The sequence below is a fragment of the Streptomyces sp. NTD107 genome, from assembly GCF_059510435.1.
The window spans coordinates 90530-106214 of record NZ_JCAJZV010000014.1 but is presented as its reverse complement, the minus strand read 5'-3'; the positions used below and the strand labels follow the sequence as shown (position 1 = coordinate 106214).

Annotated in this window: 16 protein-coding genes; 12 read left to right on the top strand and 4 right to left on the bottom strand. The window is 73.5% G+C overall.

The window, feature by feature from the left end:
• The first annotated feature begins 25 nt into the window (after positions 1 to 25).
• The 7 genes from paaA to AC5WRL_RS23700 all read left to right on the top strand — a co-directional run bounded on the left by paaA (position 26) and on the right by AC5WRL_RS23700 (position 5503).
• Positions 26 to 949, top strand: a complete 924-nt coding sequence (gene paaA, locus AC5WRL_RS23730) for a 1,2-phenylacetyl-CoA epoxidase subunit PaaA (RefSeq protein WP_496090677.1) — start codon at positions 26 to 28, stop codon at positions 947 to 949.
• Entirely contained in the window at positions 946 to 1239 is a 294-nt protein-coding gene (gene paaB, locus AC5WRL_RS23725) for a 1,2-phenylacetyl-CoA epoxidase subunit PaaB (protein WP_496090676.1), read from the top strand. Before paaA ends, paaB begins: the two co-directional genes overlap by 4 nt.
• Positions 1236 to 1925, top strand: coding sequence for a 1,2-phenylacetyl-CoA epoxidase subunit PaaC (gene paaC / locus AC5WRL_RS23720; RefSeq protein ID WP_496090675.1), 690 nt, complete (start codon positions 1236 to 1238; stop codon positions 1923 to 1925). The genes paaB and paaC overlap by 4 nt, the downstream gene beginning before the upstream one ends.
• Positions 1919 to 2446, top strand: a complete 528-nt coding sequence (gene paaD / locus AC5WRL_RS23715; protein WP_496090674.1) for a 1,2-phenylacetyl-CoA epoxidase subunit PaaD — start codon at positions 1919 to 1921, stop codon at positions 2444 to 2446. The genes paaC and paaD overlap by 7 nt, the downstream gene beginning before the upstream one ends.
• A gap of 1 nt (position 2447) precedes the next feature.
• A complete protein-coding gene (locus tag AC5WRL_RS23710; protein ID WP_496090673.1) occupies positions 2448 to 3533 on the top strand; it encodes a 2Fe-2S iron-sulfur cluster-binding protein in 1086 nt (361 codons plus the stop codon).
• Between the two features lie 471 nt (positions 3534 to 4004).
• Positions 4005 to 4913, top strand: a complete 909-nt coding sequence (locus AC5WRL_RS23705; protein WP_496090672.1) for an alpha/beta fold hydrolase — start codon at positions 4005 to 4007, stop codon at positions 4911 to 4913.
• Complete coding sequence (locus AC5WRL_RS23700) at positions 4910 to 5503, top strand: GNAT family N-acetyltransferase (RefSeq protein WP_496090671.1); 594 nt, start codon at positions 4910 to 4912, stop codon at positions 5501 to 5503. The genes AC5WRL_RS23705 and AC5WRL_RS23700 overlap by 4 nt, the downstream gene beginning before the upstream one ends.
• Here AC5WRL_RS23700 and AC5WRL_RS23695 read toward each other — a convergent pair.
• Both AC5WRL_RS23695 and AC5WRL_RS23690 read right to left on the bottom strand, forming a co-directional pair.
• A complete protein-coding gene (locus AC5WRL_RS23695; protein ID WP_496090670.1) occupies positions 5445 to 5924 on the bottom strand; it encodes a MarR family winged helix-turn-helix transcriptional regulator in 480 nt (159 codons plus the stop codon). The genes AC5WRL_RS23700 and AC5WRL_RS23695 overlap by 59 nt on opposite strands.
• 47 nt (positions 5925 to 5971) lie before the next feature.
• Positions 5972 to 7045 (bottom strand): alkene reductase, encoded by a 1074-nt coding sequence (locus AC5WRL_RS23690; protein WP_496090669.1) that lies wholly within the window; start codon positions 7043 to 7045, stop codon positions 5972 to 5974.
• 287 nt (positions 7046 to 7332) lie between these two features.
• Here AC5WRL_RS23690 and AC5WRL_RS23685 point away from each other — a divergent pair, with 287 nt between their 5' ends.
• Positions 7333 to 9000 carry a DUF885 domain-containing protein gene (locus AC5WRL_RS23685; protein WP_496090668.1) on the top strand — a complete coding sequence of 556 codons (1668 nt, stop codon included), beginning with the start codon at positions 7333 to 7335 and terminating at the stop codon, positions 8998 to 9000.
• An 80-nt stretch (positions 9001 to 9080) separates the two neighbouring features.
• Positions 9081 to 9332, top strand: a complete 252-nt coding sequence (locus tag AC5WRL_RS23680; protein ID WP_496090667.1) for a hypothetical protein — start codon at positions 9081 to 9083, stop codon at positions 9330 to 9332.
• Here the strand turns inward: AC5WRL_RS23680 and AC5WRL_RS23675 are convergent.
• Positions 9325 to 9552, bottom strand: a complete 228-nt coding sequence (locus AC5WRL_RS23675) for a DUF2277 domain-containing protein (protein ID WP_496090666.1) — start codon at positions 9550 to 9552, stop codon at positions 9325 to 9327. The two genes, AC5WRL_RS23680 and AC5WRL_RS23675, sit on opposite strands and share 8 nt — an antisense overlap.
• A gap of 179 nt (positions 9553 to 9731) precedes the next feature.
• Here AC5WRL_RS23675 and AC5WRL_RS23670 point away from each other — a divergent pair, with 179 nt between their 5' ends.
• The 3 genes from AC5WRL_RS23670 to AC5WRL_RS23660 all read left to right on the top strand — a co-directional run bounded on the left by AC5WRL_RS23670 (position 9732) and on the right by AC5WRL_RS23660 (position 14641).
• Entirely contained in the window at positions 9732 to 10709 is a 978-nt protein-coding gene (locus tag AC5WRL_RS23670; protein WP_496090665.1) for a pectate lyase family protein, read from the top strand.
• A gap of 178 nt (positions 10710 to 10887) precedes the next feature.
• A complete protein-coding gene (locus AC5WRL_RS23665; protein ID WP_496090664.1) occupies positions 10888 to 14109 on the top strand; it encodes a substrate-binding domain-containing protein in 3222 nt (1073 codons plus the stop codon).
• 103 nt (positions 14110 to 14212) lie between these two features.
• Positions 14213 to 14641: a DNA-binding protein gene (locus tag AC5WRL_RS23660; RefSeq protein WP_496090663.1), complete on the top strand. Its 429-nt coding sequence runs from the start codon at positions 14213 to 14215 to the stop codon at positions 14639 to 14641.
• Here the strand turns inward: AC5WRL_RS23660 and AC5WRL_RS23655 are convergent.
• Positions 14638 to 15618 carry a ketopantoate reductase family protein gene (locus AC5WRL_RS23655; RefSeq protein WP_496090662.1) on the bottom strand — a complete coding sequence of 327 codons (981 nt, stop codon included), beginning with the start codon at positions 15616 to 15618 and terminating at the stop codon, positions 14638 to 14640. The genes AC5WRL_RS23660 and AC5WRL_RS23655 overlap by 4 nt on opposite strands.
• Between the last annotated feature and the right edge of the window lie 67 nt (positions 15619 to 15685).

Sequence of the window (15685 nt, the reverse complement as noted above, 5' to 3'; positions counted from 1 at the left end):
GGACTGACGGAGGGGAGACCGTTCCATGACGGACCCGGAAGCCTTTGAGCGGACGCTGGCCGCCGACGAACGCATCGAGCCGCGCGACTGGATGCCCGACCGGTACCGCGCCACCCTGGTGCGGCAGATCGCCCAGCACGCCCACTCCGAGATCATCGGCATGCAGCCCGAGGCCAACTGGATCACCCGCGCGCCCTCGCTGCGCCGCAAGGCGATCCTGATCGCCAAGGTGCAGGACGAGGCCGGGCACGGCCTGTATCTGTACGGCGCCGCCGAGACGCTGGGGGTGGCGCGCGCCGATCTGCTCGACGCGCTCCACGAGGGGCGGCAGCGCTACTCCTCGATCTTCAACTACCCCACCCTCACCTGGGCGGACGTCGGCGCGATCGGCTGGCTGGTGGACGGGGCGGCGATCACCAACCAGGTGCCGCTGTGCCGCTGCTCGTACGGTCCTTACGCGCGCGCGATGGTGCGGATCTGCAAGGAGGAGTCGTTCCATCAGCGGCAGGGGTACGAGCTGCTGCTGGCGCTGGCGAAGGGCACCGACGCGCAGCGGGAGATGGCGCAGGACGCCATCGACCGCTGGTGGTGGCCGTCCCTGATGATGTTCGGGCCGCCGGACGCCGAGTCGCCGCACACCCGGCAATCGATGGCCTGGAAGATCAAACGGCACTCCAATGATGAGCTTCGCCAACGATTTGTGGACATCTGCGTTCCGCAGGCGGCGAGTCTGGGCCTGACGCTGCCCGACCCCGCGCTGCGCTGGAACGAGGAGCGCGGGCACCACGACTACGGGCCGATCGACTGGGCCGAGTTCAAGGCGGTGCTGAGCGGGGCCGGTCCCTGCAACGAGCAGCGCATCGCGCAGCGGCGCCGGGCGCACGCCGAGGGCGCGTGGGTACGGGACGCCGCGGCGGCGTACGCGAGGAAGCGGGAGGTGGCAGCGTGAGCGGTACGGATACCGACTGGCCGTTGTGGGAGGTGTTCGTACGGGGCCGGCGCGGCCTGTCGCACACCCACGCCGGGAGCCTGCACGCCCCGGACGCCGCACTGGCGCTGCGCAACGCCCGCGACCTGTTCACCCGGCGCGGCGAGGGCATCTCCGTGTGGGTGGTGCCGGCGGCGGCGATCACCGCGTCGTCACCGGACGAGCAGGACCCGTTCTTCGCACCGGCCGCCGACAAGACGTACCGGCATCCGACCTTCTACACCATCCCGGACGGGGTGAAGCACCTGTGAGCGCGGGCGTGGACCGCGAGGAACTGCTCGGGCTCGGCGACGACGCGCTGATCCTCTCCCACCGGCTGGCCGAGTGGGCGGGCCACGCCCCGGTGCTGGAGGAGGAGGTGGCGCTGGCGAACATCGCGCTCGACCTGCTGGGGCAGGCCCGGGTGCTGCTGTCGCTGGCCGGCGACGAGGACGAACTGGCGTACCGGCGCGAGGAGCGCGGCTTCCGCAATGTGCAGCTGGTCGAGCAGCCCAACGGCGACTTCGCGCACACCATCGTGCGGCAGCTGTACTTCTCGGTGTGGCAGGAGCTGCGCTACGCGCAACTGGCGCCGGTGCTGCCGCTGGCCGCGAAAGCGGTGCGCGAGACGGCGTACCACCGGGACCACGCCGAGCACTGGACGCTGCGGCTCGGCGACGGCACGGCGGAAAGCCACGCGCGGACGCAGCGGGCGGTGGACGCGCTGTGGCCGTACGTCGCGGAGCTGGTCGCCTGCGGCGAGGGGCTGGCCGCGCCGTGGCTGGCGCGGGTCACCGCCACCCTGCGCGCCGCGACCCTGACCCCGCCCGCCGCCCTGCCGCCCCCGACCCCCTGGTCGGCGGGCGCCGGCCGGCAGGGCATCCACACCGAACCCTTCGGCCGCCTGCTGGCGGAAATGCAGCATCTGCACCGCAGTCACCCGGGGGCGAGATGGTGACCGAGATGGTGACCGAGGTGGTGACCGAGGGAGTGACCGAGGTGGTGACCGAGAGGGAGGCATACGCGGTGGCCGGGTCGGTGCCCGATCCGGAGCTGCCCGTGGTCACCCTCGCCGAGCTGGGCGTGTTGCGCGGCGTGCGGCTGACCGGCCCGGCCCGGGCCGAGGTGGAGTTGACGCCCACCTACACCGGGTGTCCCGCGGTGGAGACCATGGCCGAGGACATCCGCGCCGCACTGCGCGCGGTGGGCGTCACCGAGGTGACGGTGGTCACGGTGCTGACCCCACCGTGGTCCACCGACGACATCTCGGAGGACGGGCGGCACAAGCTGCGGGCGGCCGGCATCGCGCCGCCCCGGGCGGGCGGCGGCGGCGCCGTCCCGCTCTCCCTCGGGCTGCGCTGTCCACGCTGCGACGCGGTCGACACCGCCCTGATCAGCCGGTTCTCCGGCACCGCTTGCATGGAGCTGCGGCGCTGCGCGCACTGCCAGGAGCCGTTCGATCACATGAAGGAGATCTGAGGTGGCGGTCTTCCACGCGCTGCGGATCGCGCGCCGCGAGCAGCTGACCGACGACGCGGTGGCGCTCACCCTCGCCGTGCCCGAGCCGCTGGGCGAGCGGTTCCGGTACACCCCGGGCCAGCATCTGACGATCCGTCACCACGACCCGGCGGGCACCGAGCTGCGCCGCACGTACTCGGTCTCCTCCCCGGCCCCCGCCCCCGGCCGCCCGGTCCGCGAACTCACCATCGGCATCCGGCACATCCCCGGCGGCACCTTCTCCGGCCACGCGGTGCAGAACCTCGCCGAGGGGGACGCACTGCGGGTCCTCCCGCCGGCCGGCGGCTTCACCCTGCGCGCCGCCAGCGGCGGCGGAGCCGGGCACGCGGTCGCCATCACCGGCGGCTCCGGCATCACCCCGGTGCTGTCGATGGCCGCCACCGCCCTGGCCCGCGACCCGGCCGCCCGCTTCACGCTGCTGCGCAGCGAACGCACCGCCGCCGCCACGATGTTCCTGGACGCCACCGCCGAACTGAAGGACCGCTACCCCGGGCGGCTGCAACTCCTGTACGCCCTCACCCGCGAGGAGCGGCACACCGGCCCGGCCACCGGCCGCCTCGACCGGGACCGGCTGCGTACCCTGCTGCCCGCGCTGCTGCCGGTGGCGGAGGTGGCCGCCTGGTATCTGTGCGGCCCGCTCGGGCTGATCGAGGCGGCGCGTGAGGCGCTGCGCTCGCTCGGGGTGGCGCGCGCCCGAGTGCACGCTGAGCTGTTCCACGCCGGTACGGAGCCCACCGCGCCCTCGCCCGCCCCGGCGCCCGCGCCCACCCCCGGCGCACTGCTCACCGCCACCCTCGGCGGCCAGCGGGCCACCTGGCCACCCCACCCCGGCGAAACCGTGCTGGAGACGACGCTCCGCAACCGCGCCGACGCCCCGTACGCCTGCAAGGGCGGCGTCTGCGGCACCTGCCGCGCCCGGCTGCTGCGCGGCGAGGTGCGGATGGCCCGCAACTACGCCCTGGAGGAGGACGAACTGGCCGCCGGCTACATCCTCCCGTGCCAGTCGCACCCGGCCACGGCGACCGTCGAGGTCGACTACGACACCTAGGGCCTGTCTGAGGGATAGCGCCGGTTGGGCCCGCGGCGTCTGGTGCGGGGGGCACCTGCCGGCCATGGGGTATCCCCTGCTCGAAGAGCTTGGGGAGGGGCTACTTGGGCGTCTCGGCAGCTCTGCTTCCCAGGTGTCTCAAGAGAGCATGGACGGAGCGAAGCGGAGTGCGGCGAGGTTCCCCCAGGCCCTTGGGGGCCTGGGAGGTGCCCCCGGTGCCGGGCGGTGCGGGCCAGGCGGGACCATCGGACAGGCCCCAGGCTGCCTCCTCCGGACCTTCGTGGATCGGGCCTTGTCTCCCCCCAGCCCTCCCCAAGCTCTTCGAGCAGGGGATACCCCATGGCCGGGAGGTGCCGTCCGCAGCCGGCGGCGCGGCCCGCGGAGATCCGGCGGACAGGACCCGGCGACCGCGCGATCCGGGCCGCAGAAATCGGATGCTCCCGTTCCGGCCCGGCTGGCAGGATGCGGGGCATGCCGATCGCCGCCGTCTCCCCCGCACTCTCCCTCGCGTACGAGAGCTTCGGCGATCCCGGCGATCCACCGGTGCTGCTGGTGATGGGGTTCGGCGCCCAGATGATCGCCTGGCACGAGGACTTCTGCGGCGCGCTCGCCGCGCGTGGCCACCATGTGATCCGGTACGACAATCGCGACAGCGGCTTGTCCACCACGTTCGACGACCACCCCGTCGACATGGGGCGGTTCATGGCGACCGTCGGCGCGGGGGACATCGACGCCGCCCGCGCCATGGCCCCCTACCGGCTGCGCGACATGGCGGAGGACGGCCTGGGCCTGCTGACCGCGCTCGGCATCGGACGCGCCCATGTGGTGGGGGCGTCGATGGGCGGGATGATCGCCCAGACCATGGCCATCGACCACCCGGAGCGGGTGCTGACGCTGACCTCGATGATGTCCTCGACCGGCGAGAGCGGGTACGGGCAGTCCACCCCCGAGGCCCGGGCCGCGCTGTCCGCCCCGAAGCCGGCCGACCGCGCGGGGTACGTCGCGGCGGCGGACCGGGCGCTGGTGTGGTCCTCCCGGCGCTACGGCGACGCCGCCGAACTGCGGGACCTGGCCGCCCGGAGCTACGACCGCGCGTACCGCCCCGAGGAAGCGGGGCACCAGCTCGGCCGCCAGCTCGGCGCCATGATCCTGAGCGGACCCCGCGCGGACGCGCTCCGTACGCTCCGCGTGCCCACCCTGGTCATCCACGGCCTGGACGACACCCTGATCGACCCGAGTGGCGGCCGGCGCACCGCGGAGCTGGTCCCGGGCGCCGAACTGCTGCTGATCCCCGACATGGGGCACGACCGGCCGCGGGAGCTGTGGCCCGAAATCATCGGCGCGATCGCCACCCACACGCACGGCCACGAAGCCCGGTGACGCGCGACACGGAACGGATGACCCTGCGGCCCTTCACCGGGACCGCGTCCGACGCGGCACTGGTGCTCGCCCTCGACAACGACCCCGAGGTGATGCGGTACATCAACGGCGGCCGGCCGACGACCCCGGAGACGGTACGGTCCCGGACCCTGCCCCGGCTGGCCCGCCGCTATCCGTGCCTGGCCGGCCGCCCCGGTTTCTGGGCGGCGCACGACCGGGCGACGGGTACGTTCCTCGGCTGGTTCGAACTGCGGCCGGTGGACCCGGACCGGGCCGCCGTCGTCGAACTCGGCTACCGGCTGGCCCGTACCGCCTGGGGTCAGGGCTTTGCCACCGAGGGCGCCCGGGCGCTGGTCGCCGCCGCGTTCACCGGCTTCGGCGCCGAGCGGGTCACCGCCAACACCATGGCGGTCAACGCCGCCTCCCGCCGGGTCATGGAGAAGGCCGGACTGCGGCTGGTGCGCCGCTACTTCGGCGACTGGCCGGAGGCGATCCCGGGCTCCGAACACGGCGAGGTCGAGTACGAGCTGGTCAGCCGTCCCGCTCGGCGTCCGCGGTGTGCCGGGTCAGATTGGCCTCGACCCGCTTGAGCAGGGCGAGGAACTGGTCCTGTTCGGCGTCGCTGAGGCCACTGTTGGTGAACTGTTCCAGCTCGGCCCACAGGTCCTCGACCTGCCGGCACAGCGCGAGGCTGGCCGCGGTCGGCTCGACGAGGATGGAGCGCTTGTCGGTGGCGGAGGGCACCCGTCGTACGAAGCCGGCCTGCTCCAGGCGGCGCACCGTACGGGTCATGGTGGCGGCGTCGACGCCCAGGCGCTGGGCGAGGTCGACCTGGCGCATCCGGCCGTTCTCCCACACCTCCATCATGGCCAGCTCCTGGGCGGGGTGCAGGCCGACCCGGCGCAGCAGCTGGCCGGCCAGCATCCGGTGGGCGCGGGCGAGGCGGAAGACGGCGTGGCTGATCGGGCCGCGCCGGGCGGCGGAGGGTAGCTGTCCGTGATCGCTGCTCATGCTGGGTCCACTGTAGGCGGCCCCGTCCGCCCGCCGCCCGGCCGGGTTCAGCCCAGCGTCGGGTAGTCGGTGTAGCCGCGCTCGTCGCCGCCGAAGGCGGTGGCGGGGTCGGGGGTGTTGAACGGGCCGCCGGCGCGCAGCCGGGCCGGCAGGTCGGGGTTGGCCAGGAACAGGCCGCCGTATGCGATCAGGTCGGCGGTGTCGTCCTCGATCAGGGCCAGTTCGCCGGGGCCGGTCAGCTCCTGCCCGGTGAACGGGTTGAGGAGGTAGCTGCCGGGCCACTGCTTGCGCAGCCGCAGCGTCAGGTCGCGGATGCCGGGGGCCTCCATCTGGTGGAGGTAGGCGAGCCCGAGCGGTGCCAGGCCGGCCACCAGCGCGGTGTACGTGGTCTCGGTGTCGACCGGGTCGGTCTCCGCGAGGTCGTTGTAGGGGTTGGCGGGGGAGAGCCGGAAGCCGACCTTGTCCGGGCCGATGGCCTCGGCGACGGCCCGGGTGACCTCGATGGCGAACCGGGCGCGGCGTTCGGGGGTGCCGCCCCAGGTGTCGGTGCGCAGGTTGGAGTTGGGGGCGAGGAACTGGTGGATGAGGTAGCCGTTGGCGCCGTGGAGTTCCACGCCGTCGAAGCCGGCGGTGATGGCGTTGCGGGCGGCGGTGGCGAAGTCGGTGATGGTGTCGGCGATGCCGGCCCCGGTCAGCTCCACCGGGGTCACGAAGTCCTTGGGCCCCTCGGGTGTGTAGACCTGTCCGCGCGCGGCGACGGGGGAGGGGGCGACCGGGTTCAGGCCGTTGAGGGTGGGGTGGCCGATCCGGCCGGTGTGCATGAGCTGGAGGTGGATCATGCCGCCCGCGGCGTGTACGGAGTCGGTCACCTTGCGCCAGGCGGCGATCTGCTCGGCGGTGTGGATGCCGGGGGTGTCGGGGTAGCCCTGGCCGACGGCGGAGGGCTGGGTGCCCTCGGTGATGATCAGGCCGGCGGTCGCGCGCTGGGTGTAGTAGGTGGCCATGAGGTCCGTGGCGGTGTTGCCGGGGCCGTAGGCGCGGCTGCGGGTCATCGGGGCCATCACGATGCGGTTGGCCAGGCGGGTGCCGCCCAGGTGGTAGGGCTCGAATGCCTTGGGCATGGGGAGGTCTCCTCCGAGATCGTCGATCAGCGAGTTCTTGTCTGAACAAGTAAATACCGCCGGGCATTCCCCTGCCAAAACATCAGGCCCTCTCTCCCCTCGTCCCGCCGGTGACGTACGGGGGTGGCCGGGGTCGCAGGGCGCGGAAAGGTATTAGTTGTCCGGACAGGTTATGGTGAGGGTCGCGGCGGGCCACCACCCGGCACCGCAGCCGCACCGCCATGCCCCCGCCCCGGGGCGAACAAGGTTTCCTTCCCTTTGTCCCCCGGGTGGCACAGGATGGGACGATGCAGCATTCCGACTCGCCCACCCCCACCCCCCGCCGGATCGCCGACGGCTACGTCGACGCGCTCGTCGAGCTGAACCCGGTGATCGCCACCCAACTCGGCGTCACGCCCGGCGCGGACGACTTCCCCGACTACTCCCCGGACGGCCACGCCGCCCTCGCCGGGCTTGAGCGGACCACCCTCGCCGCGCTGGACACCGCCGAGGCGGACGACGCCGACGAGCGGCGCGCCGCCCGGCTGCTGCGCGAACGGCTCACCGCCTCGCTCGCCCTGGAGGACGCCGGCGAGAATCTGCGGCAGGTCAGCAACCTCTTCTCCCCGGTGCAGCAGCAGCGTTCCGTCTTCCTCCTGATGCCCACCGCCACCGACGAGGACTGGGCGGTCATCGGCCGCCGGCTCCGTAACGTACCGGCCGCGCTGCGCGGGTACGCCGCCTCCCTCCGGGCCGGCACCGCCCGTGGCCTGAACGCCGCGCCGCGCCAGGTGACCACCGTCATCGAACAGCTCGACACCTGGCTGGAGTCCGACTGGTACCGCACCTTCGCGGCCGGCGGCCCCGAGGCGCAGCGCGCCGAACTGGCCGCCGGCGCGGCGGCGGCCACCGCCGGGCTGGCAGATCTACGCGCATATCTCAGCGACGACTACCTGCCGGCCGTGGCCGGCACCCCGGACGCGGTGGGCCGCGAGCGCTACCTGCTCTCCGCCCGCCGCTGGACCGGCTCCGACCTCGACCTGGAGGACGCGTACGCCTACGGCTGGGAGGAGTTCCACCGCCTGGAGCGCGAGATGCGCGCGGTGGCGGCCGAGATCCTGCCGGGCGAGTCGACGTTCGCCGCGATGCACCACCTGGAGAAGAAGGGCCAGGCGATCGACGGCGAGGAGGAGATGCGGGTCTGGCTCCAGGAGCTGATGGAGCGGGCGATCCGCGACCTGGACGGTACGCACTTCGATCTGGCCGACCCGATCAAGCGGGTGGAGGCCCGGATCGCCCCGCCCGGCAGCGCCGCGGCCCCGTACTACACCCGCCCCTCCCTGGACTTCGCCCGCCCCGGTCGTACCTGGCTGCCGACGCTGGGCGAGACCCGGTTCCCGGTGTGGAACGTGGTCTCCACCTGGTACCACGAGGGCGTCCCCGGCCACCACCTCCAGCTGGCGCAGTGGGTGCTGGTGCAGGAGCGGCTCTCCCGCTACCAGGTGAGCGTCGGCTCGGTGAGCGCGGCGACCGAGGGCTGGGCGCTGTACGCGGAGCGGCTGATGGACGAGCTGGGCTATCTGACCGATCCGGCGCACCGGCTCGGCTACCTCTCGGGTCAGATGCTGCGCGCGGTGCGGGTGATCATCGACATCGGCATGCACCTGGGGCTGAAGGTCCCGGCGGGCGAGAGCTACCACCCGGGTGAGGTGTGGACGCCCGAGCTGGCCACCGAGTTCTTCATGACCCACACCGGTACGGAGCCGGAGTACACCCGCTCCGAGCTGACCCGCTACCTGGGCATGCCGGGCCAGGCGATCAGCTACAAGCTCGGCGAGCGCGCCTGGCTGGCCGGCCGTGAGGCGGCGCGTACGGCGGCGGGCGGCGCCTTCGATCTGAAGGCGTGGCACATGGCGGCCCTGTCGCTGGGCTCGCTGGGCCTGGACGATCTGGCGGACGAACTCGCCGCGCTGTGACGGGGCCCGGGTCCTGCCCGAGTTGGCCCGGTGCGGGGCCACTTGGGCAGGATGACGGGCTGGGTGGGCGAGGAGCGACCGTGGGAAGTGGAGTCGCCGTTGTCGGCGGGGGTCTCGCGGTGGGTGCACCGGCGCTCGGGGGGCCGCTGGGCGGGATGACGCCGGGTGCGGTGTCCGCGGCCGACGGTTACGCGCGTCTGATCAACGTGGCGACGCGGCGCCGCCTGGACTCCAACGGGGGCGGGAACGCGGACACGCCGGCCCGCAACGGCGGCAACGGCGGCAACGGCGGCAACGGCGGCGACTACCGGACGTTGCTCCCCGTCACCTGACCCGGGCCGGGTGCGAGCCCTTGACCCGCAGCTGTGCCAGCAACTGTTCGGTGGCGTGCGCGATGTCGTCCACCGCCGCCTCGAACACTTCCTTGTTGTGTGCCGCGGGTTCGTGGAAGCCGGACACCTTGCGTACGTACTGGCGTGCCGCCGCCCTGATGTCGTCCTCGGTGACCTCGGGCGTCATCGGGGCGCGGAGCGTTTTGATGCTTCTGCACATATGTCCAGTGTGCCTCGCCCGCGCCGCCGCATCACAACACAAGCGCGCAATAGTCCACAGGCGGCCCGTCATCGTCCACAGGGTTGCGCCCTAGCATCAAGGCATCGCACGTGTAGTGCCGAGCCGCGCGGCCCATCCCCCCACTCCATCCCACCCCCCACATCCGGACGGAGAATCGCATGCGCAGGACGAGCGCAAGGTTCAAGCTGGCCTCGATCGGGGCCATCGTGACCGCCGTGGCCACGCTGGGCGCGCTGACCGCCTCCAGCGGCAGCGCCGCCGAGGTGCCGCAGGACACCGTGTCGACCCTCGCCGTGGGCACCCCCACCGGCTTCGGGGCCGGCACCACCGGCGGCGCCGGCGGCACCACGGTCACCGTGACCAACGCCAGCCAGTTCATCGAGGCCGTGCAGCGCAGTGGCGCGGTCCAGGTGCAGGTCAACGGGAACATCCAGCTCAGCTCGATGACCAAGGTGGCCGCCAACAAGACGATCATCGGGGTCGGCACCAACGGCCGGATCACCGGCAGTGGCCTCAATGTCTCCCGGGTCTCCAACGTCATCATCCAGAACCTGACCTTCAGCGGTTCGAACGACGACGCGATCAACGTCGAGTATTCGACCCGGGTCTGGATCGACCACAACACGCTGTCGAACGCCTATGACGGCCTCATCGACATCAAGCGGGCCTCGGACAGCATCACCGTGTCGTGGAACCGGCTCTCCAACCACGACAAGACGCTGCTGCTCGGCCACGACGACGGCAACGCCGCCGAGGACCGGGGCAAGCTGCGGGTCAGCTACCACCACAACTGGTTCGACGGCACCAACCAGCGCAACCCCCGGGTGCGCTTCGGCAACCCCGTGCACGTCTACAACAACTACTACGGCGGGGTGACCAGTTACGGCGTCGCCTCCACCAAGGAAGCCGGCGTCCTGGTCGAGGGCAACTACTTCGAGAACACCAAGGACCCCTTCCACCTCGGTGAGGCCGCGTCCCCGGCCGGCACCCTCGTCGCCCGCAACAACCACTTCGTCAACTCGGGCTCCGGGCAGGCGGGCGGCTCGGTGAACAGCATTCCGTACGGCTACAGCCTCGACTCGGCGTCCAGCGTCAAGTCGATCGTCCAGTCGGGAGCGGGCGTCGGGAGGATCTGACCCCCGGCAGCCGACACCTGACACCTGACACCTGACACCTGACACCTGACACCTGACACCTGACGCCCGACACGTACGACGACCGTACCCGGACCGGCCGCGGCCTTGTCCGGGTACGGTCATGGGGTTATCTTCCTCTGCACGTTTCCCACGGCGGACGAGGAAGCCCTCCATGGCCATGGCACGACGTCAGCCCCGGCCCACGATCGGCCTCGTCACGGCCAACATCCACCTCGGCGTCGGCGCGACCCTGTGGGCGGGCGTCCTGGAGGCCGCCGAGCGCAATGACGTCAACCTTCTGTGCTTCCCCGGCGGCGCGATCCGCCCGGACGGCGCGGACGGCGCCGCCCGCAACGCCCTCTACCGGCTGATCTCCCCCGACCGCCTCGACGGCGCCATCTGCTGGACCTCCACCCTCGGCCTGCCCGCCGCCCCCGGCACCGCCCCGGCCGGCCGCCGGCTCACCGAACGCCTCGCCGCGCTCCCCGCCGTCGTCAGCCTCAACCGCGCCCTGGACGACCACGAGACGCTGCTGCTTGACAGCAACACCGGCATGCGCCGCGCGGTCGGCCATCTCACCGGGGAGCACGGCCGCCGCCGGCTCGCCTGCATCCGCGGACCGCTCGCCAACCCGGTGTCCGTGGACCGGTTCCGCGCCTATACGGACGCCCTCGCCCGGCACCGCGTCCCGTACGACCGTGCCCTGGTCGCCGCCTCCGTCGACTTCGCGCCGGGCGCCGGGGCCGCCGCCATGCGGGTGCTGCTCGATGTGCGCGGGCTGCGCCCGGGCCGCGACTTCGACGCCGTCATCGCGTGCAGCGACGCGCTCGCCGCCGACGCGCTGCGCTTCCTCACCCACCGGGGCATCCGGGTCCCCGAGGAGGTGGCGCTGATCAGCTTCAACGACTCCATCGAGGCGCAGATCAGCGATCCGCCGCTGACCTCCGTCGCGCTGCCGTTCGGCGAACTCGGCGCGCTCGCCGTGGACACCCTGCTGGCCCGGCTGCGCGGCACCGCGCCGCCCGCCCGGCGCGCCGTGCCCGGCACCCTGGTCACCCGCCGGTCCTGCGGCTGCCATTCGCCCCTGGTGGGTGAGGTGGAAACGGCCGGCGACCAGCGGCCGTACGAGCTGCCGGGTGCGCTCGCCGAGCTGTCCCCGGCGCTGGAGGAGGCCGGTGGTACGGCGTTCCTCGCCGGTCTGGAGCGGCTGATCTCCAGCCGCATCCACACCTATGAGCACGCCGCCGAGTGGGACCGCGCGCTGCTGGCGCTGCGCACGGCCGCCCCGTTCCCCGGCGGCGCGCGCCGCGAGCGGCTGCTGGGTCAGGCGCGGCTGATGGTGGCCGACAAGTCGCGGCGGCTGCTGGAGTACGAGCGCTGGACGAAGGAGCAGGAGGCCCGCCGGCTCCAGGAGCTGGCCACCGCTTTGACCACGGTGACCGGCATCGCCGCGCTGACCGCAGCCCTGGAGCGGCAACTGCCGCCGCTGGGCATCCCGGGCGGCCGGCTGCTGCTCGGCGAGGCGGCCCGTACGCTGCCGGTGCTGCCGCCGGTCCCGGGCGGCGGGCAGCAGCGCTGGACGGCGGTCCTCGAACCGCTGCACATCGGCGCCGAGCAGCTCGGTTACGCGCTCTTCGACGCCGGCCCGCGGCACGCCGCCGCCCGGCACGGGGCGCTGTTCCGGGCGCTGGGCGACCAGATCAGCGCCGCGCTCAAGGGGGTGCGGCTGTTCGAGGAGGTGCGCCGGGCCCGGGACGCCGCCGAGCGGGCGAGCCGTCGCAAGACCCGGCTGCTGGACAACGCCACCGACGAACTGCGGACCCCCGTCGAGGCGATCCTGCGGCATGTCCGGCCGGGCGACCCGGCGCACGCGGACGCCGCGCGGCTGCTGCTGCTGATCGACGATCTGCTGGATCTGTCCCGCTCCGAGATCGACGCGCTCGATCTCAATCGCCAGCTGATCGATCCACGACCGATCCTGATCGAGACGGGGGGTGCGGAGTGCACCGTACGGCTCCCCCGCCGGCTCCCCGCCATCGCCGCCGACCCGGCCAGACTGCGGCAGATCCTCGGCAATCTGCACCGCGCGGCGGCCGGTCCCGGCAGCCGGCTGACCGCCGACGTACGGCCCCCGTACCTCGTGCTGCGGCTCACCGCCCCCGCCCTGCCGCCGGTGCCGCCCGGCGAGGCGGACCAGCTCTTCCAGCCGTTCGCCGCGGGCCAGCCCGGATCCCGCCTCGGCCTGGCCATCGCCCGCCGGCTCGCCGTACTGCACGGCGGCGCGCTCGGCTTCGGCGCGGCCGACGGCGCGTTCGTCCTCGAACTCCCGCTGCCCGCCCCCGCCGCCGACCCCGCGCCCGGGCCGGGCCGCACCCTGCTGATCGCCGCCGCCACCCCCACCGCGCCGCCCGAACTCACCGCGCTCGCCCGCCGCCACGGCCTGCTGCCGCACCGCCTCCACCCCGACGACGACCTCGCCACCCTCACCGCCGCGCCGGGCCCCGCCGCCATCGCCTGGGACGCCGCCCACGCCCGCCCCCAGGAGTGGTCGATGATCAGCAGGCTGCACGACCACCCGGCGCTGCGGCACACCCCGTTCCTGCTGTACGGGGGCGACCCCGCCGCCCTCGGCGCGCCCGATCTGCACGCCACCCTCACCGCGCTGCGCCCGCCCGGGCTGACCCTGCCCGCGCTGATCGCCACCGCCGCCCCGGCCGGCCGCGAGTCGCTGCGCCGGCTGCTCACCGGCGTGCTGCCGGGCCGTACGGTACGGGCCGCGGCCGATGGCACCACCGCGCTCGCGCTGCTGGCCGAGGACGCCGGGCAGCCGCCCGCGCTGCTGATCACCGACCGGGTACTGCCCGACATGGACGGCTTCGACCTGGTCGATCAGGCCCGTGAACTGACCGGCGGGCCGGCCGCCACCCCGGTCCTGATGCTCAGCGACCACGGCTTCACGGCGGCCGATGTGCGGCGCGCCGAGCCGCATCCGGGGCTGGTGCTGCTGGGGCGCGAGGTGCTGACCGAGCCGGAGACCGCGGCCCTGCTGGCCGCCATGACCCAGCGCACCGAACCGGCGCCCGCGCCGGTGCGGGCGGCGCTCGCCTATCTGGAGTCGCACTACCGGCAGCGCGTCACCCGCTGGCAGGTGGCGCGGGCGGCGGGCATGAGCGAGGACCATCTGGGGCGGCTGTTCCACCGCGAGATCGGGCTGACCCTGTGGGACTACCTGACCCGGCTGCGGATTCGCCAGGCCAAGGCGCGGCTGCGGAACAGCGACGACAACATCCAGACCATCGCCCGCGCGGTCGGCTTCCGCGACCGCGCGTACTTCACCCGGGTCTTCCGCCGCCACACCGGCCACACCCCGCACGCCTACCGCGAGGCGGGGGACGGCTGAGCGGCCCGCCCCGCACCGCCGTGATCCGAGCGGCGCGTCGCTGTGAACGAATTGTTCAACGCTATTCGTTGACAACAGTTCATTGTCTTGCCAGGGTGGGAGCATGACGGACCACGACGACCCCTTCACGCCCCCCGACCCCGGCGCCGCCCGCGCGCAGCGCTCGCATGCCGCGCTGTTCCGGATCGCCGAGCGGCATGCCGCCGACGACGCGCAGCGGGCGCGGCAGACCCATCCGTACGTGCTCGCCCCGCACGAGGCCGTGCGGCTGGTGGCGTTCTTGCTCAGCGGCGCCGCGCTGGCCACCGAGGGGGAGCCGGAGGTGGATCACGCGGACATCACCGCCGCGCTCACCCTCGTGCCGCGCGCCCGGGCCGACCTGGAGGAGGTGGAGGCCGGGCTGATCGAGATGGCCAGGGGGCGCGGGCTCACCTGGCAGGAGATCGCCTTCGGCCTGGGGCTCGGTACGCCCCAGGCCGCCCGCCAGCGGCACGCCCGGCTCACCGAGCGGCTGCCCGAAGTGGCTGGTTAGCCCAGGTCGGCCGCCGGGAGTGAGCCGGGGGCCAGGCCGTCGCGGGCGAAGCGGTTCGCGGTGCGCTGGAGCAGTTCGTTCACCGGTGTCGCCACCCCGTGCAGCCGGCCCAGCTGCACGATCTCGCCGTTCAGATAGTCGGCCTCGATCGACCCCGCGCCGCGCCGCAGGCTCTGCCAGGACGAGCCGTGCGCGGGGTCGCCGCCCGGCACCGGCAGCAGCCGCATCCGGTCGCCGCGCAGCGCCGCCTGCTCCGCCTCGCTCGCGTACCCGATCCCCGCCGCCTCCAGCACGGCGACCCCCTCCGCCCGCGCCCGCGCCGCCAGTTCGGCCGAGTCCGGCTCGCTCGCCGAGCCGGTGATCGCCTCCACCGCGTTCGCCAGGTTCGACAGCAGCTTGGCGTACTTCCAGCGCATCACCTCCGGCGCCACCGGGGCCAGGAAATACGCCTGCTCCAGGTCCGCCGCGATCCGCTCCGCCATCTCGTCCGTACCGCCCGGGAACCGGCCGATGTGCAGCATCCCGGTGAGCGGCGCGCACGGCGCCGTGATGACGCCCGGCGCCAGGAACTGCGCCGGCAGCCACACGCACACCCCGTACACCTGCCGGAAGCGGCGCAGCGCCAGGCGCTCGTTCACCACCCCGTTCTGGGCGCACAGCAGCGGCAGCAGTTCGCCGGCCGTGCCGCCGCCCTCGACCGGGCGCCCGGCCCAGGCGTCCAGCGCGGCCACGCTGTCCTGCGTCTTGACGGCCAGGACCAGCACATCGCCCGGCCGCAGCGCGACCGCCTCCGGTCCGTCGGCGGCCGGTATGGGAAGGGTGAGGGAGGCGTCAGGGGTACGCAGCCGAAGTCCGCCGTCGCGCAGTTGCGCGTAGTGGGCACCGCGCGCCACGAGGACAACCTCGTGACCCGCCTCGTGCAACCGCCCGCCGATGGCTCCGCCGACCGCTCCCGCTCCGATGATGATGTAGCGCATACCCGTCATCATCACCCGTCCGGCGCCCTTGTGGCGCGGGCGGGTTGCGCGCGCCGCGCGCCGCCCG

What these genes read in the sequence shown, in the direction of transcription:
- AC5WRL_RS23670 (WP_496090665.1), top strand. Translation starts at nt 9,732, where the DNA reads ATGCGCAGGACGAGCGCAAGGTTCAAGCTGGCCTCGATCGGGGCCATC.
- AC5WRL_RS23705 (WP_496090672.1), top strand. Translation starts at nt 4,005, where the DNA reads ATGCCGATCGCCGCCGTCTCCCCCGCACTCTCCCTCGCGTACGAGAGC.
- AC5WRL_RS23685 (WP_496090668.1), top strand. Translation starts at nt 7,333, where the DNA reads ATGCAGCATTCCGACTCGCCCACCCCCACCCCCCGCCGGATCGCCGAC.
- AC5WRL_RS23675 (WP_496090666.1), bottom strand. Translation starts at nt 9,552, where the DNA reads ATGTGCAGAAGCATCAAAACGCTCCGCGCCCCGATGACGCCCGAGGTC.
- AC5WRL_RS23690 (WP_496090669.1), bottom strand. Translation starts at nt 7,045, where the DNA reads ATGCCCAAGGCATTCGAGCCCTACCACCTGGGCGGCACCCGCCTGGCC.
- paaD (WP_496090674.1), top strand. Translation starts at nt 1,919, where the DNA reads ATGGTGACCGAGATGGTGACCGAGGTGGTGACCGAGGGAGTGACCGAG.
- AC5WRL_RS23695 (WP_496090670.1), bottom strand. Translation starts at nt 5,924, where the DNA reads ATGAGCAGCGATCACGGACAGCTACCCTCCGCCGCCCGGCGCGGCCCG.
- AC5WRL_RS23665 (WP_496090664.1), top strand. Translation starts at nt 10,888, where the DNA reads ATGGCACGACGTCAGCCCCGGCCCACGATCGGCCTCGTCACGGCCAAC.
- AC5WRL_RS23655 (WP_496090662.1), bottom strand. Translation starts at nt 15,618, where the DNA reads ATGCGCTACATCATCATCGGAGCGGGAGCGGTCGGCGGAGCCATCGGC.
- paaA (WP_496090677.1), top strand. Translation starts at nt 26, where the DNA reads ATGACGGACCCGGAAGCCTTTGAGCGGACGCTGGCCGCCGACGAACGC.
- AC5WRL_RS23660 (WP_496090663.1), top strand. Translation starts at nt 14,213, where the DNA reads ATGACGGACCACGACGACCCCTTCACGCCCCCCGACCCCGGCGCCGCC.